17 protein-coding genes are annotated in these 21,613 nt (G+C 66.1%); 2 read left to right on the top strand and 15 right to left on the bottom strand.

Annotation, left to right across the window (positions count from 1 at the left end):
- Positions 1 to 3: 3 nt before the first annotated feature.
- The 3 genes from AC3D24_RS16910 to AC3D24_RS16900 form a co-directional block, all read right to left on the bottom strand.
- Positions 4 to 1,200 (bottom strand): acyl-CoA dehydrogenase family protein, encoded by a 1,197-nt coding sequence (locus AC3D24_RS16910; protein WP_489033200.1) that lies wholly within the window; start codon positions 1,198 to 1,200, stop codon positions 4 to 6.
- 165 nt (positions 1,201 to 1,365) lie between these two features.
- Positions 1,366 to 2,895, bottom strand: coding sequence for an alginate export family protein (locus AC3D24_RS16905; protein WP_489033198.1), 1,530 nt, complete (start codon positions 2,893 to 2,895; stop codon positions 1,366 to 1,368).
- Positions 2,896 to 2,955: 60 nt separating this feature from the next.
- Positions 2,956 to 4,305: a dicarboxylate/amino acid:cation symporter gene (locus AC3D24_RS16900; protein ID WP_489033196.1), complete on the bottom strand. Its 1,350-nt coding sequence runs from the start codon at positions 4,303 to 4,305 to the stop codon at positions 2,956 to 2,958.
- A gap of 211 nt (positions 4,306 to 4,516) precedes the next feature.
- Between AC3D24_RS16900 and AC3D24_RS16895 the strand changes: the two genes are divergently transcribed.
- The gene (locus AC3D24_RS16895; protein ID WP_489032295.1) at positions 4,517 to 6,301 is read left to right on the top strand and encodes a sensor histidine kinase; all 1,785 of its coding nucleotides are present in this window, start codon (positions 4,517 to 4,519) and stop codon (positions 6,299 to 6,301) included.
- The gene (locus AC3D24_RS16890; RefSeq protein ID WP_489032294.1) at positions 6,298 to 7,623 is read left to right on the top strand and encodes a sigma-54-dependent transcriptional regulator; all 1,326 of its coding nucleotides are present in this window, start codon (positions 6,298 to 6,300) and stop codon (positions 7,621 to 7,623) included. The genes AC3D24_RS16895 and AC3D24_RS16890 overlap by 4 nt, the downstream gene beginning before the upstream one ends.
- A gap of 170 nt (positions 7,624 to 7,793) precedes the next feature.
- On the opposite strand, the gene AC3D24_RS16885 is transcribed toward AC3D24_RS16890, so the two are convergent.
- The 12 genes from AC3D24_RS16885 to gnd form a co-directional block, all read right to left on the bottom strand.
- The gene (locus AC3D24_RS16885; RefSeq protein WP_489032293.1) at positions 7,794 to 8,852 is read right to left on the bottom strand and encodes an AbrB family transcriptional regulator; all 1,059 of its coding nucleotides are present in this window, start codon (positions 8,850 to 8,852) and stop codon (positions 7,794 to 7,796) included.
- Entirely contained in the window at positions 8,849 to 9,511 is a 663-nt protein-coding gene (locus AC3D24_RS16880; protein WP_489032292.1) for a spermidine synthase, read from the bottom strand. Before AC3D24_RS16880 ends, AC3D24_RS16885 begins: the two co-directional genes overlap by 4 nt.
- Positions 9,508 to 10,806, bottom strand: a complete 1,299-nt coding sequence (locus AC3D24_RS16875; RefSeq protein WP_489032291.1) for an Hsp70 family protein — start codon at positions 10,804 to 10,806, stop codon at positions 9,508 to 9,510. Before AC3D24_RS16875 ends, AC3D24_RS16880 begins: the two co-directional genes overlap by 4 nt.
- A 233-nt stretch (positions 10,807 to 11,039) precedes the next feature.
- Positions 11,040 to 14,291 carry a PAS domain-containing protein gene (locus AC3D24_RS16870; protein ID WP_489032290.1) on the bottom strand — a complete coding sequence of 1,084 codons (3,252 nt, stop codon included), beginning with the start codon at positions 14,289 to 14,291 and terminating at the stop codon, positions 11,040 to 11,042.
- 49 nt (positions 14,292 to 14,340) lie between these two features.
- Entirely contained in the window at positions 14,341 to 14,802 is a 462-nt protein-coding gene (locus AC3D24_RS16865) for a YaiI/YqxD family protein (protein WP_489032289.1), read from the bottom strand.
- Between the two features lie 135 nt (positions 14,803 to 14,937).
- Complete coding sequence (locus AC3D24_RS16860; protein WP_056055171.1) at positions 14,938 to 16,707, bottom strand: DEAD/DEAH box helicase; 1,770 nt, start codon at positions 16,705 to 16,707, stop codon at positions 14,938 to 14,940.
- 56 nt (positions 16,708 to 16,763) lie between these two features.
- Positions 16,764 to 17,936, bottom strand: a complete 1,173-nt coding sequence (locus AC3D24_RS16855; RefSeq protein ID WP_489032288.1) for a BaiN/RdsA family NAD(P)/FAD-dependent oxidoreductase — start codon at positions 17,934 to 17,936, stop codon at positions 16,764 to 16,766.
- A 414-nt stretch (positions 17,937 to 18,350) separates the two neighbouring features.
- Positions 18,351 to 18,533: a hypothetical protein gene (locus AC3D24_RS16850; RefSeq protein ID WP_333928656.1), complete on the bottom strand. Its 183-nt coding sequence runs from the start codon at positions 18,531 to 18,533 to the stop codon at positions 18,351 to 18,353.
- Positions 18,533 to 19,000: a GreA/GreB family elongation factor gene (locus AC3D24_RS16845; protein ID WP_489032287.1), complete on the bottom strand. Its 468-nt coding sequence runs from the start codon at positions 18,998 to 19,000 to the stop codon at positions 18,533 to 18,535. The genes AC3D24_RS16850 and AC3D24_RS16845 overlap by 1 nt, the downstream gene beginning before the upstream one ends.
- 4 nt (positions 19,001 to 19,004) lie before the next feature.
- On the bottom strand, positions 19,005 to 19,748 hold the full coding sequence (locus tag AC3D24_RS16840) for an HAD-IIB family hydrolase (RefSeq protein WP_060527242.1): 744 nt from the start codon (positions 19,746 to 19,748) through the stop codon (positions 19,005 to 19,007).
- Positions 19,745 to 20,557, bottom strand: a complete 813-nt coding sequence (locus tag AC3D24_RS16835) for a Cof-type HAD-IIB family hydrolase (RefSeq protein ID WP_489032286.1) — start codon at positions 20,555 to 20,557, stop codon at positions 19,745 to 19,747. The genes AC3D24_RS16840 and AC3D24_RS16835 overlap by 4 nt, the downstream gene beginning before the upstream one ends.
- Complete coding sequence (gene gnd, locus AC3D24_RS16830; RefSeq protein ID WP_056060803.1) at positions 20,554 to 21,537, bottom strand: phosphogluconate dehydrogenase (NAD(+)-dependent, decarboxylating); 984 nt, start codon at positions 21,535 to 21,537, stop codon at positions 20,554 to 20,556. Before gnd ends, AC3D24_RS16835 begins: the two co-directional genes overlap by 4 nt.
- Positions 21,538 to 21,613: the final 76 nt, after the last annotated feature.

Here is a 21,613-nt window from a genome sequence, read left to right as displayed (position 1 = left end):
GTATCAGAGACCCAGAATGGCTTTGGAGATGATGTTCTTCTGGATCTCGTTCGACCCGCCGAAGATCGACAGTTTCCGATTGTTGAAATAGCTCGGCGCCGCCATCGCCGCGTCCTCCGGCCCGACGTCCTCGCCGTTCCACCCGGCCTCCAGAGCCTCGGGTATGTACGGCGCCGCGTACGAGCCATAGGCGCGGCGGGTCAGCGAGGTGATCTCCTGGCGGATCTCGGTACCCTTGATCTTGAGCATCGAACTCTCCGCACCCGGCGCACCGCCACCCGCGACCGCCGCAAGCACACGAAGGTTGGTCGTCTGCATGTTGGCGAGGTCAATCTCGACGCGCGCCATCCGCGCCGCGAACAGCGGATCGTCGGCGAGTGCGCGCCCGCCCTTCTTCTGCATCTGCGCGACTTCCTTCAGCCGCTCGAACGACGCGATCGAGAAGCCGACGCCGGCGATGTTGGTGCGCTCATAGGTCAGCAGGTACTTGGCGTAGGTCCAGCCGAGGTTCTCCTCGCCGACGAGGTTGGCCACCGGCACCTCGACATCGGTGAAGAACACCTCGTTCACCTCCTGCTCGCCGTCGATCAGCGTGATCGGGCGGACTTCGATGCCAGGCGACTTCATGTCGATCAGCAGGAACGAGATGCCCTCCTGCTTCTTGGCGGTCGCGTCGGTGCGAACGAGGCAGAAGATCATGTCGGCATGCTGGCCGAGCGTCGTCCAGGTCTTCTGGCCGTTGACGACATAGACGTTGCCCTTCCGGACCGCGGTGGTCTTGAGGCCCGCAAGATCGGAACCGGCGCCGGGCTCGGAATACCCCTGGCACCACCAGTCAGAACCGTCGAGGATTCGCGGCAGCCACTGCTTCTTCTGCTCTTCCGAGCCATATTTGATCAGCACCGGCCCGAGCATGTTCACCCCGAACGGGACGACACGGGGGGCATGCGCGAGCGCGGATTCATTGTCGAAGATGAAGCGCTGGATCACGCTCCAACCTGGGCCGCCCCACTCCTCGGGCCAATGGTTGGCCAGCCAGCCGCGCTCGTTGAGGATCGCATGCCATTCCTCCATGTCCGACTTGCGCAGGCGTTTGCCTTCGCGGACCAAGGTCGAGAGCCGTGCGGGGAGTTTGTCGCGGAAGAACGCGCGGACTTCGTCGCGGAACGATTCTTCCTCGGGCGTGAAGCTGAGATCCATGGCCATATGCTCCTGATGTTGGAGCCCATGTGCCACAGTCGATCGACGAATTGAAGGACCGGTATGGTCTGAATTGCCGAATTTGTTGCCCGCAGCGACGCAGGTTAATCCGAACGGTATCGCCGCGCCTTGATCCTCCCCTGACAGGGAAGGATCAATGGGGCCTCAGAACCGGTAGCTGATCCACCCGGCCAGGAAGTCGGAGTTCTTATACCCCGCATTGCTGAGCGCAGGCCCGGCGATCAGATGCTCGTAGCGCCCCGTGAACGACAGTCGCGAGGTGAACGGGTAAACCGCCTGGAACCGCAACGTATCAGCGATCCTGCTGCCCGAAACGTTCTGCGTGCCGGCAAACGCGGAGCCGTTCGCGCGGTACACCGCATCGCTCGTCGTATCGCGCCAGGAACGCTGATATTCCGCGGTCAGCCGCAGCTTGTCGAACACGCTGAACGTCACGTTCGGCGCCAGCGCGACTAGGTTGGTCGGCGTCGCGAACAGCTGATAGCTGTAATAGATGTTGTTGCCGAACGGCGCGAGCGCCGTGCGCAGCGTGCCATTGCCATAGGCACCGCCGCCGCTGGCATAGTCGGCGTGGAAACCCACGCGCGGCGCGTTCTTGCCCTCGCCCAGCTTGTAGGTCTGTGCGAGGAGTATCAGCCATGCCTTGATCGAGCGGTTGTCGTAGCTGCCGCCCTGATAGTTGATCGTCCAGTCGAGGTTGACCGGCCCGGCATCGCCCCAGACGTGAAGGCCGTAGAAGTTACGCACTTCGCGCGCGGTATCGGTGCCCCATACCGCCGCGCGATTGCGCAGCCGCCAGAGGAAAGGATCGACGTACAGCTTCGAGCCGCCGAACAGCGTCTCCGGCACGACGATGCCCGTCGAGATGCCCGAGAAGCGCCGCGCGCTCTCGGCATTGTCATCCTGAGTACCGCCATTGCCGTATGCGGTGGGCTTGAAGTCGAACACGTCGGCACGGACGCCGGCCGTGCGCGCCCAGGCCCGGAAGCCGTTGAACCCGAAGAACAGCGTGTTGTTGTCGCGCGGCACGACCAGCAGGTTCGGACCGTCGGCGAACGTCTGGCGGCCATAGCGGACGCCGACATCGACATCGGCGACCGTCCCGGTCAGATCGACGAACGCCTGCTGCACCGCTAGCTTGTTGCGCAGGTTCGGCAGCGCGGTGCCGAGATTCTGCCCCTCCAGCGTACCGTGCGCGAGTTCGCCATAGAAGCGAAGATGCTCGCCGACATGCAGATCGGCACCCCCGAACAGGCGGAGAATATCCTGCCGCTGCGCTTCCGAGTCGCGGAGATTGGGGTTGGTGGTCTGGTTGACGCGCAACCGCGCCTCGCCCGACAGCGTCAGATAGACGTCGCCGTCGCCGGCAAGGGAAATGAACTTGAGCTGGTCGACGATATCCTTGCGCTTCTTCGGATCGCGCAGCTTCGACCAATCCTCCGCCCAGCGCGACTGGTTGTAGCCGCCCGACGTCGTCCCGTCGCCGATCGCGGCGTTGGGATAGCTCTCTGCGATCGGCGACGCTTCGGCAGTGCTCGCCACGTCCTTGGCGCCGACATTGGCCTGCCGTGACGGCGGCGATTCGGCCTGGGCAGTGGCAACGTTCGCGAACGCGAAGATCGAGAGTGCGGACGTGGCAAGGCCAGCCGCGAGCCGCAAGCGGCGCATCGTCATCGAGGTCATAAACAAATATCCGGTACAGGACGCGGGACCGGCGAGCCGGCCCCGTACGCGTCAGTGGGCGGTGGCTGCGGCGGGCATTGCCGCCGGGATTGCCGCGGGCACGAACTCGGGAAGCTTGCCCGACAGCGCCGCGTCGAGCTTTTCGCGGTCCAAACCACCTTCCCAGCGGGCCACGACGATCGTCGCGACCGCGTTGCCGATGAAGTTGGTCAGGCTGCGGCACTCGCTCATGAAGCGATCGACGCCGAGGATCAGCGCCATGCCCGCGATCGGCACGGTCGGCACGATCGACAGCGTCGCGGCCAGCGTAATGAAGCCCGCGCCGGTAACGCCCGCGGCGCCCTTGGACGAGATCATCGCGACGACCAGCAGCAGCAATTCCTGGCCGAGCGTCAGGTGCGTGTTGGTCGCCTGCGCGATGAACAGCGCCGCCAGCGTCATGTAGATGTTGGTGCCGTCGAGGTTGAACGAATAGCCGGTCGGCACGACCAGCCCGACGACCGACTTCTCGCAGCCTGCCGCTTCCATCTTCTGGATCAGGTTCGGCAACGCGGCTTCCGACGACGACGTACCGAGCACCAGCAGCAGTTCTGCCTTCAGGTAGCGGATCAGCTTGAAGATCGAGAAACCGGTCAGCCGCGCGACGGTGCCGAGCACCACCACCACGAACAGCGCCGCGGTGAGATAGAAGGTCGCGACCAGCGCGCCGAGATTGGCAAGGCTGCCGATCCCGTATTTGCCGATCGTGAACGCGATCGCACCGAACGCGCCGATCGGCGCCGCCCGCATCAGGATGCCGACCAGGCGGAACACGACCAGGCTCAGGCGTTCGAGAAAGGCGAGAACCGGCTTGGCAGGCTCGCCGACCAGGCTCAACGATATGCCGAACAGGATCGCGATCAGCAGGATCTGGAGGATGTTACCGTCGGTGAACGCGCTGACCATCGTGTCCGGGATGATGCTCATCAGGAACCCGGTGATCGTCGTCTCGTGCGCCTTGTGGGAATATTCGGCGATCGACGCGGCATCGAGCGAGGCGACGTCGACGTTCATGCCTGCGCCCGGCTGGATCACGTTCGCGACGATCAGCCCGACGATCAGCGCCAGCGTCGAGAAGAACAGGAAGTACGCGAACGCTTTGCCCGCGACCCGGCCGACCGAACCGAGTTCCTTCATGCCCGCGATACCCGTGACGAGCGTCAGGAAGATCACCGGTGCGATGATCATCTTCACCAGCTTGATGAACGCGTCGCCGAGCGGCTTCAGCGCCGCGCCATATGTCGGGTAGAAATGCCCGAGCGCCGCGCCGAGCACGATCGCGACCAGCACCTGCAGATACAATTGGCCCGTCCAGCGCTTGCGCCGAGGCGTTTCCGCGACGCCATATGTCTGGGATGGAATGGTCAACATCGCCTCCTGCAACCTCGTCCGCTGACGTGGGACGTTATCTGGGACGGTAATGGCGGTCCGAACCGCAGACTACAAGCGAGCTGATGCACTCCCTTAAGCATCTGTATTTGCTTGGTTTGCCAGCATACCGCCCATTCGGATGTGCGGAATTTGTATGTATTGCAGCGTAGCATGGGCCGGGTGTGTGTGATAATCCGCACAAATGAACTGGTCGCGTTCTTCCCTTTTCACCACTGCGATAATCGTCCTGCTCGCATTTGCGGCACTGGGTTTGATCGTCGCAGGGGTCGCCTCGATCTACGGTCCGCGCGCCATTGCGGATGCCACCGCGACCGTGCGGCTGCGATCCATCCAGCAAACCCGCAGCAATCTGCGACTGCTGGAATCCGAGTTGCAGACGTATCGCCTGCTTCCGCTGATGCTCGGCGAATACCCCGACGTGCGCGCCGCGCTGGCGTCGGGCGCGGTCGATCCCGCGCTCAACGAAAAGCTGGCGATGCTGGCGCGACGAACCGGGGCGCCAGTGATCTACGCGCTCGATACGCAGGGCATGACGATCGCCGCGTCCAATGCCGGCCAGCCCGACAGCTTCCTCGGCCACGACTATCGCTTCCGCGACTATTTCACCAAGGCGATGGCGTCCGGCGCGACCGAGTTCTTCGCGCTCGGCAGCGTCAGTGGACGCCCCGGGCTTTATCTGTCGCGACGCATCGACCGCGCGGGCCAACCGCTCGGCGTGGTCGTGGTGAAAGTCGAGTTCGCCAAGATCGCACGCGCATGGATTCAGGATCGGATGGCAACCTTCGTCACCGATCCCGACGGCATCATCCTGATCTCCAGCGATCCCCGTCTCCAATTCAAGACCACGCGCCCGCTGTTGGCCGCAAGACGCGCCGTACTCGCTCGAACGCGCCAGTTCGGAGGATCGTCGCTCGCACCCGCACCGCTGACGATCGTCGAGGGCGGATCGCGCCTGCCCGATGGCACGCCTGCAGTCGCGGTGTCGCTCCCCGTGCCGATCGCAGGCTGGCGGCTGATCCACATGGAACCGCTCGACGTTGCCTTGCGCACAGCGGCCGCACGTACGCGCTGGGCGACCACGCTCGCGGCGCTGCTGACGATCGGCGCGATGCTGGGCGCGTGGTGGCTGCACGAGCGCCGCAAGCGCAACGCCGGCGCGCGGGCCGAACTGGAAGCGGAAGTCGCGCGCCGCACCGCCGAGCTTCGCGCCACTGCCGACCGCCTCCAGATCGAAGTTGAGCAGCGCGAGGCGTCCGACCAGCGCTTCCGCCAGGCACGCGAGGAACTGGCGCATGCCAACCGCGTCGGCTCGATCGGCACGATCACCGCCAGCGTCGCGCACGAGATCAACCAGCCCGTCGCCGCGATCCGTACCTTCGCCGACAATGCCGCCGCCTTCCTCGAACGCGGCGAACCGGCGCGGGCGGCGACCAATCTCCAGTCGATCGTCGACCTCACCAGCCGGATCGGCACCATCACGGCGGGGTTGCGCCGCTATGCGCGGCGCGGGGCGGGCTCGATCGGCCCGGTCGCGCTCGACGAAGCGATCGACGGCGTTCGCCTGTTGATCGGCGACCGTTTCCGCGCAAAAAGCGTGACGCTGGAGCTGCCGACCGGCCCGGAGGCACGCCTGACCGTCATCGCCGGCCGCGTCCGCCTGGAGCAGGTCCTGGTCAACCTCCTCCAGAACGCGCTCGACGCGGTCGCCGATCGCCGCGATGCCCGCGTGAGCGTCACCGTCGGACGCAAAGGCCGCGACGTCGTGTTGACCGTCGCCGACAACGGTCCCGGCATCGAGGCCGACATCGCCGACCACCTCTTCACCCCGTTCGCGACGAGCAAGAAGGACGGCCTCGGCCTCGGCCTCGGCATCGCGCGCGACATCATGACCGAGTTCGGCGGCACGCTCGACCTCGTCCCCGCTCCAGAAGGCGCCATCTTCCGTATGATCCTGGTGAAGGCATGACCGAGCAGAGCGTTCTGCTCGTCGACGACGACGACGTGTTACGCGGGGCGCTGGAGCAATCGTTCGAGCTCGCCGGCATCGCGGTGATCGCCGAGCGCGATCCGACCGTCGCGCTCGCCCGCGTGACCGCCGGGTTCGACGGCGCGGTAGTGTCCGACATCCGCATGCCGAAGATGGACGGCCTCGAACTCTTCCGCCGGATCGCCGCGATCGACCACGAGATCCCGGTGCTGCTGATGACCGGCCACGGCGACGTCGCGATGGCGGTCGCGGCGCTGAAGAACGGCGCTTTCGATTTCATCCCGAAACCGTTTGCGACCGACCATTTGATCGCCGGCGCGCGCCGGGCGCTCGAAATGCGCCGCCTCGTCCTCGACAACCGTCGGCTGAGAGCGGCCGCCGAGGAAACGATCGGCGCCGAACCGCTGATCGGCGAGACCCCGGTGATGGTCCGCCTCCGCGAAACGATGCGCCAGATCGCGCAGGCCGATATCGACGTGCTGGTCGAGGGCGAGACCGGCACCGGCAAGGAGCTCGTCGCCGTCCTGCTCCACCGCTGGAGCAACCGCCGGTCGCGGCCCTTCGTAGCGGTCAACTGTGCCGCGCTGCCCGAGGCGGTCGCGGAGATCGAGCTGTTCGGCCACGACGGCGACTCCCGTCTCCCGCGCACCGGCCGGATCGAGGCGTCGAACCGCGGCACGCTGTTCCTCGACGAGATCGAGAGCACGCTACCGGCCTTCCAGGCGAAACTGCTCCGGGTACTGGAGGAACGCGAGGTGATGCCGGTCGGCGGTGACCTCCCCCGCGCGCTCGACCTCCGTGTGATCGCCGCCGCCAAACCCGGCCTCGAACAGGCGGTCGACGAAGGCCGGTTCCGCGCCGACCTCCTCTTCCGCCTCGACGCAGTACGCCTGCGCATCCCACCGCTCAGAGAACGCCGCGACGACATTCCGCTGCTGTTCGGGCACCTGCTCCACCAGGCGGCAGAACGGTTCGGCCGCGAGGTCCCGACGATCGACACCGCCACGCTCGCCTATCTCGGCCAGCACGACTGGCCCGGCAACGTCCGCGAACTCGACAACCTCGCCAAGCGCCTGGTTCTCCGCGTTGAGGCGGAGGACGCGGTCGACGAAGATAGCGAAATCCCCCTCCCCGCCCGAGTCGACAAGTTCGAGGAAGCCACGATCCGCGCCGTGCTGCAACAGGTCAGCGGCGACGTCCGCTCGGCCTTGGCCGCGCTCGGCATCCCGAGAAAGACGTTCTATGATAAGCTGAAGCGCCACGAGATCGACGTCGAGGCGTATCGGCCGACGAAGGGCTGACGCCCCGTTGCTGGTGGAACCTGGTCCCATGCCCCACTCGTTCGCTCCGAGGGGAGGTCGCACCCCCTCAACCGTTCGTGCTGAGCGAAGTCGAAGCACCTGCGCGCGGTACCCACCCTTCGACTTCGCTCAGGGCGAACGGGTTGGGGGTTGGGTTGTCTCGATTGGACCTAAGTCGGAATGACCGGCGGCGGCACACCGCCCTGCCGCGTCGCCACGAACTTCGCGAGCGGCGGCCCGATCAGCAACACGCCCAGAAATCGCAGCACCTGAAGCGCCATCACGAACGGCACATCCACCGGGCTCGACGCAGCGATGATCGCGACCGAGTCCATCCCGCCGGGGCTGGTCGCCAGATACGCGGTAACCGGATCGATCCCCCACCACCGCGTCAACGCCGCCGCGATGCCGCCGCAGAACGCGATCAGCAACGCCACCGACAACAGGATCCGCGGCATCGCCTTCCCCGCGATGCGCAGCGTATCACGCGTGAACGACAGCCCGATCCGCCACCCGACCACGGCATAGCTGATCGCCAACAGCCACTGCGGCAACACCGGCTGCGCAACGCCGGTGACGTTGAGCGCCGCCCCCGCCACCAGCGACCCGAGCAGGGCGCCGGCAGGAAGCTTCAGCACGACGCCCACGCCAGCCCCCACACCAGCAATCGCGATCGTCCGCAGCACGGCAACCGGGTCTACGGATGCGAACCAAGTGGCCGCAACATGATGCCCACTCCCACCGCCGACCATCACCGCCGCCAGCACCGATGCGACTACCGCAACACAAACCACCCGCGTGTACGTCATCACCGCAACCAGCCGCGAGTCCGCGCCATACGCCTGCGCCATCAACACCATCGCGCTCGCCGCGCCCGGCGTCGATCCCCACACCGCGACGGTGCCTGGCAACACCTGCCACCGGCTCAGCAGGTACCCGAGCACGCTGCTGGCCGCGAGCGTCACGAAATTGACCGCGAGAAAGACCGGCCAATGATCTGCGACTGTTGCAACGATCCCGGTCGTGATCGAGCCCGCGATCAGCGTCCCGACCGCTGCCTGCGCGCCGCGAAACGCCGACGTCGGCACGGTCAGCGACCAGCCGCGCACCGCCAGCACGACGGCGGCGATCATCGGCCCGAGCAGCAACCCGGCCGGCAGCCCGACGACCTCCAGCAGCCCCGCGATCACCACCGACAGCGCGATCAAGACGGCCCACCGCCAGATCATGCCCTGGTAGCGAACCAGATCGTGTGCCGCGCCCCGCCCTTCCGCGTCGCCCGTGCGATCACCTCGTCGACCGAGAACCCCGCTTCGGCAAGGCGTGTGGCAAACGGCTTGCTCGGCGCCGAAGACCACACCGCCAGCACGCCCCCCGGTCGCAAAGATGCACGCGCCAAGGCCAAGCCCCGCGCGCCGTAAAGCCGGTCATTGCCCGGCCGTGCAATCCCGTCGGGCCCATTGTCGACATCGAGCAGGATCGCGTCCCACTCCCCTTCGGCAATCGCCGCTGCGACGTCGCCTTCGAAGATGCGGGTCCGCGGATCGGTCAGGCTGTCCCCATGCAGCGCCCCCATCGGCCCGTTCGCCCACTCGATCACGGCGGGCACAATCTCGGCGACGGCTACCTCGGCATCGGCCCGAAGCCGGCCAAGCGCCGCGCGTAACGTAAAGCCCATGCCGAGCCCGCCGATCAGCATCCGCACCGAAGGCCGCGCGCCGATCCGGTCGCAAGCCTGTTCCGCCAGTGCCTCTTCCGAACCGCTCAGCCGGCTGTTCATCAACTCGTTCGCGCCGAGCATGATCGAGAACTCCGCACCACGCTGGAGCAACCGAAGTTCACCCCCACCCGGCACCTGCGCCGTACCCAGAAGCACGCGAGGGATCATGCCGACCACGCCACGATATCGTCCTGCTCGCCGATCAGCGCGAGCCCGTGCGCGATCGAGGTAAGCTCGCCGCCGCTCATGATCGCCGCCTCGCCGAACCGCTCGACGAAGATTTGCCGGATGCGCGGGATCAGCGACGACCCGCCGGTTAGGAACACTCGGTCGATCTCTCCGCCACTGACGTTGGCCACTTCCAATGCGCGATCGACCGCCGCCTCGATCCGCACCACGTCGTCGGCGATCCAGCCCTCGAACTGCGCCCGCGTCACGTCCGCCTCGATCTCCAGCCCCGCGCCCGCAAAATGGAAATGCGCGTCCTTGCCGCTCGACAGCGCACGCTTGAGCGACCCGACCGCATCGTACAGCGGATAGCCCAGTTCGTTCTCGATCACCGCGATCATCCGGCCGATCGAGTCCGGGTCCACGGCGGTCTTCTGCAACCGCTCCAGTTCAGTCATCGTCTTGCGGTTGCGCATCAGCGCGAGCCGCGACCAGTCCGCGAAATCGGCGAAATACGCGCGCGGAATCTCCAGTTCCTTGCCGAACGACTTGTACGCGCCGCCCTTGCCCAGCATAGGCAGCACCAGCCGGTCGAGGATCCGGTAATCGAACCGATCGCCGGCGATCCCGACGCCCGCATGCCCGAGCGGGGTACACCGCCGCGCCGCACCCGGCTCAGCGACGCGCACCACCGAAAAGTCGCTCGTACCGCCGCCGAAATCCGCCACCAGGATCGTCGCCGGTTCGGTTAGCCGTGTCGCGTAGCTATAGGCGGCACCGAGCGGTTCGTAGACATAGTGGATCTCCGCGCCGAAGCCCTTGAACATCGCATCATAGCGGGTGCGCGCGAGCGCCTCGTCGGGCCGTGCCCCGGCATATTCGACCGGACGGCCGACGACGATCCGATGCGGCCGCGTGTCGAGCTTGCCACCCGCATGCGCGATCAGCTTTTCGAGAAATAGTTGGCCCATCTCTTCGAAGCGATAGCGCTTGTCGAAGACCGAGGCCTGCTCGAACGTCTTCATCGCCGCCACCGACTTGAACGACTGGATGAACCGGCTGTCGAGCGGGTATTCCATATATTCGGCGATCGCCCACGGCCCCGCATCCGACGCGAGACCCTTGCCGCTGTCGTCCTGCCAGAAACAGAGTGCCGAGCGGAATACCGGGCTTGTCTCTGCGGGAGCGGCAAATGTCACCAGCTCTGGCGTGCCGTCTTTGGTTCCGAGCGCCACGACGCTGTTGGTCGTGCCGAAATCCAGCCCCAAGGCGGGGCCGCCAGCGTCCGTCTGCATCGCGTCGTCCTCGTGTGAACGCGCGCCTATGCCGATGCGGGAGGCGGGATGGCAACCCCGTGCGTGCACGGACCGACGGGTTTGTCAGGTCAGGACGATCCTCCCCCGCCAGGGGGAGGTGGCGCGAAGCGACGGAGGGGGAGGATACGAAACAGGGGTCATCGCGTTCCTCCCCCTCCGTCAGGCTGCGCCTGCCACCTCCCCCTGGCGGGGGAGGATCGTGAACGCGCCCACTACCCTCCGATCATCGCCCTGATCCGGTTAGCCAGCACATCCAGCGAAAACGGCTTGGTGATCATGTCCATCCCCTCGGCGAGGAAATCGCCACGCACCGCTGCCTTTTCGGCATAGCCGGTGACGAACAGCACCCTTAGCCCGGGCCGATGCTGGCGCGCGATCTCCGCGACCTGCCGCCCGTTCAGCCCGGGCAACCCGACGTCGCTGACGAGCAGGTCGATCCTGTGCTCGCCCTCCAGGAACGGCAGCGCGGCACGCCCGTCCGCCGCCTCCAGCACGCCGTAGCCCAAGCCCTGCAGTACATCGACGATCAGCATGCGGACGGCAGGATCGTCCTCGACCACCAGTACGCGCTCGCCGTCCGCACGCGGCAGGTCGGCATCCGCAATCTCCGCCGCGACCTCAACGTCGCCCCTGAACCGCGGGAGGTACAGCTTGACGGTCGTGCCGCGCCCCTCCTCCGAATAGATCCGCACATGCCCGCCCGATTGCCGCGCGAAGCCGTAGATCATCGACAGGCCGAGCCCGGTCCCCTGCCCGATCGGCTTGGTGGTGAAGAACGGGTCGAACGCCTTGGCGATCACCGCCGCGCTCATGCCCGTGCCGGTATCCAACACGCCGATGACGACGAAATCACCGGGCTCCAGATCATCGATCGTCTCGGTATAATGCGCGTCGAGATGCGCGTTCTCGGTCTCGATCGTCAGCAGGCCTCCATCGGGCATCGCATCGCGCGCGTTGATCGCGAGGTTGAGGAGCGCGCTTTCGAGCTGGTTCGCGTCGGTGTACGCCGGCCAGATCCCCGCCTGCCGCCGGACCTCGAGCCCGGCATTCTCGCCGAGCGTCCGCCGCAGCAGATCCTCGATACCGTCGACCAGTCCGCCGACATCGACCGCCTTCACATCGAGCGACTGCCGACGCGAGAAGGCCAGCAGCCGCTGCGTCAGCCCCGCCGCGCGGTTGGCGGACACGGTCGCCGCCTCGATATAGCGATCGACCCGCTCGTGCCGCATCTCGGGCAGATAGCGTCTGACCATGTCGAGCCCCCCGATGATCCCCGTCAGCATGTTGTTGAAATCATGGGCGATCCCGCCGGTGAGCTGGCCGACCGCCTCCATCTTCTGCGCCTGGCGCAGCGCATCCTCGACGCGCGCGAGCCGAGCCTCGCTCTCCTTCTCCTCGGTGATGTCGCGGCCGACCGCGTTGATCATCCCGTCGCCCGGCTGCGCGGCCCAGCTGATCCAGCGATAGCTGCCGTCCTTGCAGCGATAGCGGTTGTCGATCCGCGTGATCACCTCGCCGCGTGCGATCCCCGCCGCGCCTTGGGTCGTATGCGTCAGGTCGTCGGGATGGAGCAGCCCGAACAGCGGACGCCCGACGATCTCGTCCATGTCCCAGCCAAGCGTCTCGGTCCAGGCCGGGTTCACCGCGACGATCGTGCCGTCGAATTTTGCACGCAGCATGATGTCCGTCGACAGATCCCAGAGCCGGTCGCGGTCCGCCTTCGACGCGACCACGGCCTCCTCCAGCCCTTCGTTGACGGCGCGCAACTGCCGCTCGATCGCTTTGCGCGCAGACTGGTCGAGCATCGCGCCGATCATCCGCAGCGGCTGACCGTCCTCGTCACGGATTAGATACCCGCGATCGAGCACGTCGGCATAGCTGCCGTCGGCGCGCAGGAAGCGATACTCGTCGCTCCAGTCGCTTCCCCCACCATCGATCACCGCGTGAATGCTGTGATCGATCCGGTTGCGGTCGTCGGCGTGAATGTGGCCGATCCACCAATCGCCGGTCGGTTCGACGTCGGTAAGGTCGTGTCCGTAAGCCGCGGTCAGCGCGTCGTTCCACAGCACATGGTTGCGGCGCAGGTCCCAGTCCCAGATCGCATCGTTGGTCGCACGTCCCGCCAGTCGCAGCCGCTCGCTCGTCTCGCGAAGCACGGCCTGTGCCTTGCGATCTTCGGTAACGTCGAGCACCGTCCCGATCAGCCGGATCGGCTCGCGTCCCTCGAAGAAAGTGAGCCCGTGGGCGGCAATATACCGCTCCACCCCATCGTCGCGCCCGACCGCGCGGTAATCCGCGTCGAAGCCGCGCGGACCGTCCGGATCGAGGGCCTCGGCGACGACCGCGTCCATCCGCGCGCGATCGTCCGGGTGAACGCCGGCCTGAAACGTCGCGTACGTCACCGTCGCGTCGACCGGCAGGCCGAACAGCTCGCGGCACCGATCGTCCCAGGTCAGCCGATCGGACGAAGGATGGTAATCGAACCGTCCAAGGCGGGCGACACGCGTCGCGAGCTCCAGTTCCTCACGGCTTTCGGCCAGCGCGATATCGTTGCGACGGCGTTCGGTGATGTCGTTGAACAGCACCGCGACGTGATGCAGTTCGGGTGCGTCGACGCGGTAGGCATAGACCTCGTACCAGCGATCATCGAGCGCCGCCGCCGGATCCTCGAACCGCATCGATTCGCCGGTGATCGCGACCCTGCCGTAGAGATCGAACCAGCGCTGTTCCATGTCGGGCGCAAAATCGCGCATCGTCCGGCCGATCACGTCGTCGAGCCCGGTGTTGCGCCCGAACGCCGCGTTGATCTCCAGGAAGCGGTAATCGAACGGCTGGCCGTCGGCGAACAGCATCTCGATCACGCAGAACCCCGCATCGACCGATTCGAATAGCGAGCGATAGCGTTCCTCGCTCGCCCTGAGCGCGGTCTCGGCGCGCGCGCGCTCCACCGCATCGGCGGTACGGAGCGCGACATCCTCGACCAGCGCGATGTCGGCGTGCGTCCAGTGCCGCGGCTCGGGCTCGTGAAGATAGAAGATCGCGGTCAGTCGATCATCGTGAATCAGCGGAAACACGATCAGCGCGCAGGCACCGATCCGCGTCCAGGTGGTGCCGTAATCCGGATCGCCCGAGCGAGGATCCGCATGGCAATCGTCGACGATCACGGTGCGACCCGCGCGCAGATCGTCGAGCAATCCGGTTCCCAACGTGCCGAGCGTACAGGAACCGCCGGCCAGGCTCACCAGGGCGCCACTGATCCAGTCGCCGCCACCGTGCAGCGCAGTCCCGTCTGCCGCGACCTCGCCATACCCGCAGCGCGCAACCCCGAGATGCGATCCGAGCGCCGCGGCAGCAGCGGCCATGATATCCTCCGGCCGCTCCAAGGCCCGCAACAGGTCGACCAAGGCTAGCTGGAACGCCTGGCGTGCCAGCAATTCGTCACGGTCGAGCAGATGGGAGCGCATGCAAGGTGTGTGCCTCGCGGCGGTAAGGAAGTCGAGACGTGCTCGGGACTTAACCTCGTTTAAGGCGAACCAGTGCCGTGTCGAGCGCCGACAGGAAGCTCGATCGGTCAGTCTTGGAGAACGGCGCCGGGCCGCCGATGATGTCGCCGCCCGCGCGCAGGTCGGCCATGATCGCGCGCGTCGCGATCGCGCCGCCGATCGAACTGGTGGTGAAGGGTTTGCCGGTGTTGGCGAGCACCGTCGCGCCGGCCTTCACGCAGCGATCGGCGAGGAGGATGTCGGCGGTAATCACGACCGACTTCGCATCGGCCTGTTCGGCGATCCAATCGTCGGCCGCGTCGAACCCGTCGCTGACGACGACGCGGGAGATCAGCGGGTGGACGGGGATACGGAAATGGCTGTTCGCGACGATCGTCACGGGCACTTCGTGGCGCCACGCCACCTTGTAGATCTCGTCCTTCACCGGGCACGCGTCGGCGTCAACCAGGATGCGGATGGTGGTGTCGGTCATTCAATCCTGCCCCGCCAGGGGGAGGTGGCAGGCACAGCCTGACGGAGGGGGAGGCATCCGCCACATCTGCTACGCATCCTCCCCCTCCGTCACCTTCGGCGACACCTCCCCCTTGCGGGGGAGGATCGTGCTAGTTCAGCTACGCTCGCGGTTGCCGCGATACGGGGGCTTGCGCGCAGGAGCGGGGCCGCCACGCGGGGCCGCACGGTGCAGCGTCGAGCGGGGGCCGCTCGCATTGCTGCGACCACCGCCGCCGCCATCATGCCGAGCGCCGCTCTCGGGCGCGCCCTGCATCGCCTCGATCGCCACGCCGCTCTCTTCTTCGCCAGCCTGTGCCGTCCGCTGGATCGCCGCCGAGAACCGCGACGCTACAGCGCGCGGAATCTCGAACGCGGTCTCGTTCGGCCCGATGCGGATCGCACCGATCTCGGACTTGGTGATGTGCCCGCGACGGCAGATCAGCGGCAGGATCCAGCGCGGATCGGCGTTCTGGCGACGACCGATATCCATCCGGAACCAGACGGTGTCCTCGAAGCCGGCGCGCGGCCCCTGCGAACGCTCGTCCTGAGTCGGCTGCTTGCTCTGGTCGATCAGATCCTCAGCCTGCGGCATCGTCGCGCGGTGCATGTGCACCAGCGCCGCGGCGATATCCTCCGGCGTCTTCTCGGCCATCAGGCGGACGGCGAGTGCGCGATCCTCCTCCTCGACCTCGACCGGCTGCAACAGCATGCCGATCAGCCGCTCGTGATCGTTCTTGCGAATGTCCTCCGCGGTCGGGGCGTTGACCCACTCCGCGTTGATCTTCGCGCCACGAAGCATCATCTCGACGCGACGGCGACGCGGGAACGGCACGATCAGGACGGCGGTGCCCTTCTTGCCCGCACGACCGGTACGACCCGAGCGATGCTGAAGCGTCTCGGCATCGCGCGGCAACTCGACGTGCACGACCAGCGACAGCGTCGGCAGATCGATACCGCGTGCGGCAACGTCGGTCGCGACGCAGACACGCGCACGACGATCACGCAAAGCCTGAAGCGCGGCGTTACGCTCGTTCTGCGAATGCTCGCCCGACAGCGCGACGGCGGCAAAGCCACGCTCGACCAGGCTCGCATGCAGATGACGCACGTTATCGCGAGTCGCGCAGAACAGCATCGCCGTCTCCGCCTCGTGGAAGCGCAGCAGGTTGATCACCGCATGCTCGATCTCGGACGGCGAGACCGTGACGGCCTGGTACGAGATATCGCCATGACCGCGATCCTCGCCGACGGTCGAGATCCGCAGCGCGTCCTTCTGGTAGCGCTTGGCGAGCGCGACGATCGGCCGCGGCATCGTCGCCGAGAACAACAGCGTGCGGCGCGCTTCAGGCGACGCGTCGAGGATCTGCTCGAGGTCCTCGCGGAAGCCCATGTCGAGCATCTCGTCGGCCTCGTCGAGAACCGCGACCTTGAGCGCCGACAGGTCGAGCGCGCCACGCTCGAGGTGATCGCGCAGTCGGCCCGGCGTGCCGACGACGATATGCGCACCGTGGGCGAGCGAACGACGCTCCTTCGAGGCGTCCATCCCGCCGACGCAGGTCGAAATCCGCGCACCGGCCTTGGCATAGAGCCACATCAGCTCGCGGCTGACCTGAAGCGCGAGCTCGCGAGTCGGCGCGATGCAGAGCACGAGCGGCTTGTGCGGCGCGGGCAGGCGCTGGACGCCGTCCTCGCCGGCTTCACCGAGCAGTTCGCCGGCCATCGCCAGGCCGAACGCCACGGTCTTGCCCGAGCCAGTCTGCGCCGACACGACGAGATCGCGACCGATCGCATTGTCCTCGATCACATGAGCCTGGACGGGGGTGAGCGCGGTATAGCCGCGCGCTTCGAGCGCCTCGGAAAGAAGCGACGGAATATTTGTAAAAGGCATGTACGTCCTAATTGGTGGCCGGCTTACGCAACGGCAAGGCACTGGCGTGGTGGTCCCTACAGGACTTGACCCGCGGCCCACCCGCTCGCCCATGCCCATTGGAAGTTGTAGCCGCCGAGCCACCCTGTGACATCGACCGCTTCGCCGACTGCATACAGCATTGGTACGCGTTTGGCTTGCATTGTTTGCGATGACAGTTCCGCGGTGCTGATTCCGCCTGCGGTGACCTCGGCCTTGGCATAGCCTTCGGAGCCGTTTGGCGTGAATTGCCAATGGCTTAGCGCGCGCTCGGCGTCCTGGAGTTTCCGGTCGGTGAGCGTGGAAATCTCGCTCGTCATGCCCAAACGGTCGCTCAAAGTCTCGGCGAGTCGGTCCGGGAGCGTGCTGCCGAGCAGTTTTCGAAGAGTCGCGCGCGGCGTGGTACGCTTGGCGGCGGGGAGCCAGCCGGACTCGCGATCGGGGAGGAAATCGATCCCGACGGGCTGGCCGTTGCGCCAATAGGACGAGACTTGCAGGATCGCGGGGCCCGACAGGCCGCGGTGCGTGAACAGCGCAGCCTCGCGGAATGTGGTCTTGCCGGCGGTGGCGACGACTTCGGCAGCGACTCCGGAGAGTTCGCGGAACAGCGTTTCGTCGCCGCCCAGCGTCAGCGGGACGAGGGCGGGGCGTGGTTCGACGACCTTCAAACCGAACTGCCGCGCGAGATCATAGGCGAACCCGGTTGCGCCCATCTTGGGGATCGATGGGCCACCGGTCGCGATGACCAGCGCAGGCGCGGTGACGATGCGGCCGTCCAGCGACACGCGATAGCGGCCGTCTCCGTGTTCGACTCCGGTGACTGCCCGGCCGAGCGAAAGGTCGACCCGCCCCTTGTCGCATTCGTCGAGCAGCATCTCGACGATCTGCTTTGCGGACCCGTCGCAGAAGAGTTGCCCAAGCGTCTTCTCGTGCCAGGCGATGCCGTAGGATTCGACGAGCGCGATAAAGTCCTGCGCGGTGTACCGGCCGAGTGCGGACTTGGCGAAATGGGGGTTGGCGGAGATGTAGCGGTCGGCGGCGGTGTGGACGTTGGTGAAATTGCACCGCCCGCCGCCGGAGATCAGTATCTTCTTGCCAGCCTGGTCGGCGTGATCAACGAGCAGAATTTTTCGGCCACGCTGGCCTGCGACGGCGGCGCACATGAGGCCGGCGGCGCCTGCCCCGAGGATTATCGCGTCGTATTCGGACAAGTGTGGCTCCGTGCGGCTTGGTTGGGCGCGCCGCTAGTCAAGAATGTTTCCCCGCGAAGGCGGGGACCCAGACTGGGCTCCCGCCTTCGCGGGAGAACAAGAAGGGATGGTCGCTTTAGCGTGTTCGGGGTGCGCCACAAAGGTGGTGATCTGCTGTCAGAGATATCGTCCCGACACGCCAGAAAGCACCCCCCCGGCGAAGGCCGGGGCCCAATTGGGGGACGGCAATGACGCAGGTTGCGCGCAGTTACTCCGACCTTTCCAATTGGGCCCCGGCCTTCGCCGGGGTGGTGGCATTTCGGAGTGGTGGTGTGGAAGCGGAGGCTGCAATGGTTTCGAGAGCACCACGGCGCGCTGCCCAGAACAGCCCCTCTCCCAACCCTCTCCCCGGAGGGGAGATGGCTCTTCTTCACCTCATCGCAGCTTGGCGATATTCAGCGAATCCTCCTTCGCTCGAACCTTCACCGACTCCTCGCTCCGGGTCAGCGCTTTCGCGATCGCCTTCAACGCCATGCCCTTCTTGGCCAGCGTATGCAGCTTCTGGATCTCGTCCTGCGTCCATGCCTGCCGGTGCCGTTCGAATTTCGCGTCAGCCATCAGCCGTCATCCTTGTCGATCGCCAAAACCTCGATCGCGTCCGGCTTGTCCGCAAACGCAACCGTCTCGCCAACCGCCGCGCCCATCAGCGCACGCGCCAACGGTGCCGAGAACGCCAGCCGGTCCTCGCCGGGCTCGGCCTCGTCACCACCCACGATCGCGATAACCCGCTCGGCCCCGTTCATTCGAACACGAACGCGCGATCCGATCCCGACCTCATCCTCTTCAGGCTCAGGCGCAATCTCGGCGGTCGTCTGCCGCGTATGCCAATACCGCAAATCCCGCAGCAAAACCTTCCGAGCCTCCTCGTCCGTCTCCGCCGCGACCGCAGCCTCGATCGCGACCACCCGCTCGCCGATCAACCGCAACCCGCGCGGCGTGACGAGATTAGGCCCCGGCGCGATCGGCTGTTCGAACTTCGGCTCGAGATGTTCCTCGTCACTCTCGCGACGGAAAGCGACGCTCATGCCCTTACTTCAGGCACGCGACGATTCCGGCGATCGCCGCCAGCGTGCCGTCGACGTTCTTCACCTTCACGACGTCCAGCCCAAGCTGCTCCGCCGGATAATCATTCCCGCCCGGGAAGATCGCGTCGCCGATGAACATCATCTTGTCGAGCGCGATGCCGCTCGCCTCGTTGAGCTTCTTCAACCCATACGCCTTGTCAACACCCTCACGCGTGATGTCGATCGAGGTCGCGCCGCCCATGTTGATCGACAACCCCGGCAGGCGCTTCTGCAAGTCCGCCTGGATCACCTTGCGCTTGGCGAAATCGGGATCCCAGCTGTGCTTGGCATCGATCGGCGCTTCCTGCCCCAAGGCAGAGAACGTGATCTGGCTACCACGATCCTCGATCCGCTCGCCCCAGGTCTTCTCCGGGACGAAGCCGGTCGCTTCCAAAGACTCGTCGAACGCCTTGAGAATCTTCTGCTTCTCGTCGTCCTCGAACAGCTCGGCATACACCGCGCGCCATTCGCCATCGAACCGGTACAGCTTGGTCCCCGTCGTCGGCATCAGCCACAGCTTTGTGCGATCCGCGCGCTCGGGCAGCCGCGACGCGACCTGCTTCTCGAACTGCGGCCAGTCGCCACCCGAGATCACCGCGACATGCGCGACGTCGAGCAGGTTCGCCAGCGCCTCGCCCATCGGCTCCTGCAAGGGCTGCTTGCTCTCGGCCAGCGTTCCATCGAGGTCGAAGGCAACCAACTCTTTCATGCGGAAACTCCAGTAAGGATAAAATTGTCGATCGCGTGCGCGACGCCGTCGGCATCGTTCGCGCTGGTAATCTCGTGCGCGACGTCGCGGACAGTCTGTGGCGCATTGCCCATAGCGATCGCCAACTTGGCGCGCTTGAGCATCGCGATATCGTTGGCCTGATCGCCGATCGCCGCGGTCTGCGTCAAGCTGATGCCGAACGCGTCCGCCAGTTCCTCGATCCCGCTGCCCTTGTTCCCGGCCACCGGCGTGATGTCGAGATAATAGGTCTGCGACTGTACGATCGTCGCCTGCGTATCGAACTTTGCGGCGACCTTCGCGTGCAGGTCGCGCAACAGGTCTTCGTCATCGCTGACGAAGGTCACCTTGTCAGCCTTGGCGAGCAGGTCAGTGAAGTCGGAGACGATCACCGGGTCCTGCGCGGAGGCCTTCTTCTCACTGCCGACATGCCCGCCCTGGTCGGTGCTGGCATACCAGACGTCGTCCGCGAAGAACCACGTGTCGACCGGCGCGTCACCGATGATCTCCATCGCGCCGCGAACGACGTCGACGTCGATCATGTGGTGCTCGATCACGGTACCGTCGCGCTTGAAGACGATCCCGCCGTTGAACGCGCCCATCGGCTCGTCGATGCCGAGCAGGTCCGCGATCGGCATCATCCCCGACCGCGGCCGTGCGCTGATGATTGTGAAGCCGAGGCCAGCCGCCTTCAGCCGCTTGACCGCATCGACGGTCGCGGGCGTGACCTTCTTCTCCTTGTCGACGAGCGTGCCGTCGACATCGGAGACGAGGAGTTTGATCGCGCTCACTGGGGCATCTCGACATGCCCGCCAAAGCCATAGCGCATCGCCGACAACAGCTTGTCGCCGAACGTGTGGTCCACGCGGCTGCGATAGCGCGCATACAGCGCGGCGCTCAGCACGTTGGCGGGCACCTTCTCCTCCATCGCCGCGTCGATCGTCCACTGGCCCTCGCCCGAGTCCGCGACGCTGCCGCTGAATCCTTCGAGCGTGCCGTCCTTCGCCAGCGCGATCGCCGACAGGTCGAGCAGCCACGACGAGATCACGCTGCCGCGACGCCAGACTTCGGCGACGTCGGTCAGGTTGATGTCGAAGCGCTCCTCCTCGACGACATGCTCGCCGGACTTGCCCTTGAGGATGTCGAAGCCCTCGGCATAGGCCTGCATCAGGCCGTATTCGATGCCGTTATGGACCATCTTGACGAAGTGGCCGGCGCCCGAGGGGCCTGCATGGATATAGCCCTTCTCGGCGCGCGGATCGGCCTGGCCTTCGACGCGGCCCGGCGTGCGGACTATCGTCCCCATGCCCGGCGCGAGCGTCTCGAAGATCGGATCGAGCAGGTCGACCGTTTCCTTGTCGCCGCCGATCATCATGCAATAGCCGCGCTCGAGGCCCCACACGCCGCCCGACGTGCCGACGTCGACATAGTGGATACCCTTCTCGGCCAGTTCCTTCGCGCGGCGGACATCGTCCTTGTAGAAGCTGTTGCCGCCATCGATGATGATGTCGCCCGAGTTCGATTTCGCGGCGATCGCCTGGACGGTGCTCTCGGTCGGCTCGCCCGCCGGGACCATAACCCACCAGATCGCCGGGGTGTCGAGCTTGGCGTGCATGTCGTCGAGCGAGTCCGCCCCGATCGCGCCATCGGCGGCGAGCTTCTTCACGGCTTCGGCATCGCGGTCGAACGCGACGACTTCGTGGCCGTTCTTCATCAACCGGCGCGCGATGTTGCCGCCCATCCGGCCGAGGCCGATCAGTCCGATCTTCATGGGGAATTCCTTGTGTAGGTGATGGGGCACCAAGGTCCGTCACCCCGGACTTGTTCCGGGGTCCACCGTTCCGCAC

The organism is Sphingomonas sp. SL1004, assembly GCF_057815015.1.
The sequence above is the reverse complement of the archived record's forward strand: the minus strand, read 5'-3'. Positions and strand labels throughout refer to the sequence as shown.

Bases quoted from the DNA above. Each gene is read 5' to 3' on its own strand.
- AC3D24_RS16910 (WP_489033200.1), bottom strand. From the start codon at position 1,200: ATGGATCTCAGCTTCACGCCCGAGGAAGAATCGTTCCGCGACGAAGTC.
- AC3D24_RS16860 (WP_056055171.1), bottom strand. From the start codon at position 16,707: ATGCCTTTTACAAATATTCCGTCGCTTCTTTCCGAGGCGCTCGAAGCG.
- AC3D24_RS16905 (WP_489033198.1), bottom strand. From the start codon at position 2,895: ATGACGATGCGCCGCTTGCGGCTCGCGGCTGGCCTTGCCACGTCCGCA.
- AC3D24_RS16850 (WP_333928656.1), bottom strand. From the start codon at position 18,533: ATGGCTGACGCGAAATTCGAACGGCACCGGCAGGCATGGACGCAGGAC.
- AC3D24_RS16890 (WP_489032294.1), top strand. From the start codon at position 6,298: ATGACCGAGCAGAGCGTTCTGCTCGTCGACGACGACGACGTGTTACGC.
- AC3D24_RS16875 (WP_489032291.1), bottom strand. From the start codon at position 10,806: ATGCAGACGGACGCTGGCGGCCCCGCCTTGGGGCTGGATTTCGGCACG.
- AC3D24_RS16845 (WP_489032287.1), bottom strand. From the start codon at position 19,000: ATGAGCGTCGCTTTCCGTCGCGAGAGTGACGAGGAACATCTCGAGCCG.
- AC3D24_RS16895 (WP_489032295.1), top strand. From the start codon at position 4,517: ATGAACTGGTCGCGTTCTTCCCTTTTCACCACTGCGATAATCGTCCTG.
- gnd (WP_056060803.1), bottom strand. From the start codon at position 21,537: ATGAAGATCGGACTGATCGGCCTCGGCCGGATGGGCGGCAACATCGCG.
- AC3D24_RS16885 (WP_489032293.1), bottom strand. From the start codon at position 8,852: ATGATCTGGCGGTGGGCCGTCTTGATCGCGCTGTCGGTGGTGATCGCG.
- AC3D24_RS16870 (WP_489032290.1), bottom strand. From the start codon at position 14,291: ATGCGCTCCCATCTGCTCGACCGTGACGAATTGCTGGCACGCCAGGCG.
- AC3D24_RS16865 (WP_489032289.1), bottom strand. From the start codon at position 14,802: ATGACCGACACCACCATCCGCATCCTGGTTGACGCCGACGCGTGCCCG.
- AC3D24_RS16840 (WP_060527242.1), bottom strand. From the start codon at position 19,748: ATGAAAGAGTTGGTTGCCTTCGACCTCGATGGAACGCTGGCCGAGAGC.
- AC3D24_RS16880 (WP_489032292.1), bottom strand. From the start codon at position 9,511: ATGATCCCTCGCGTGCTTCTGGGTACGGCGCAGGTGCCGGGTGGGGGT.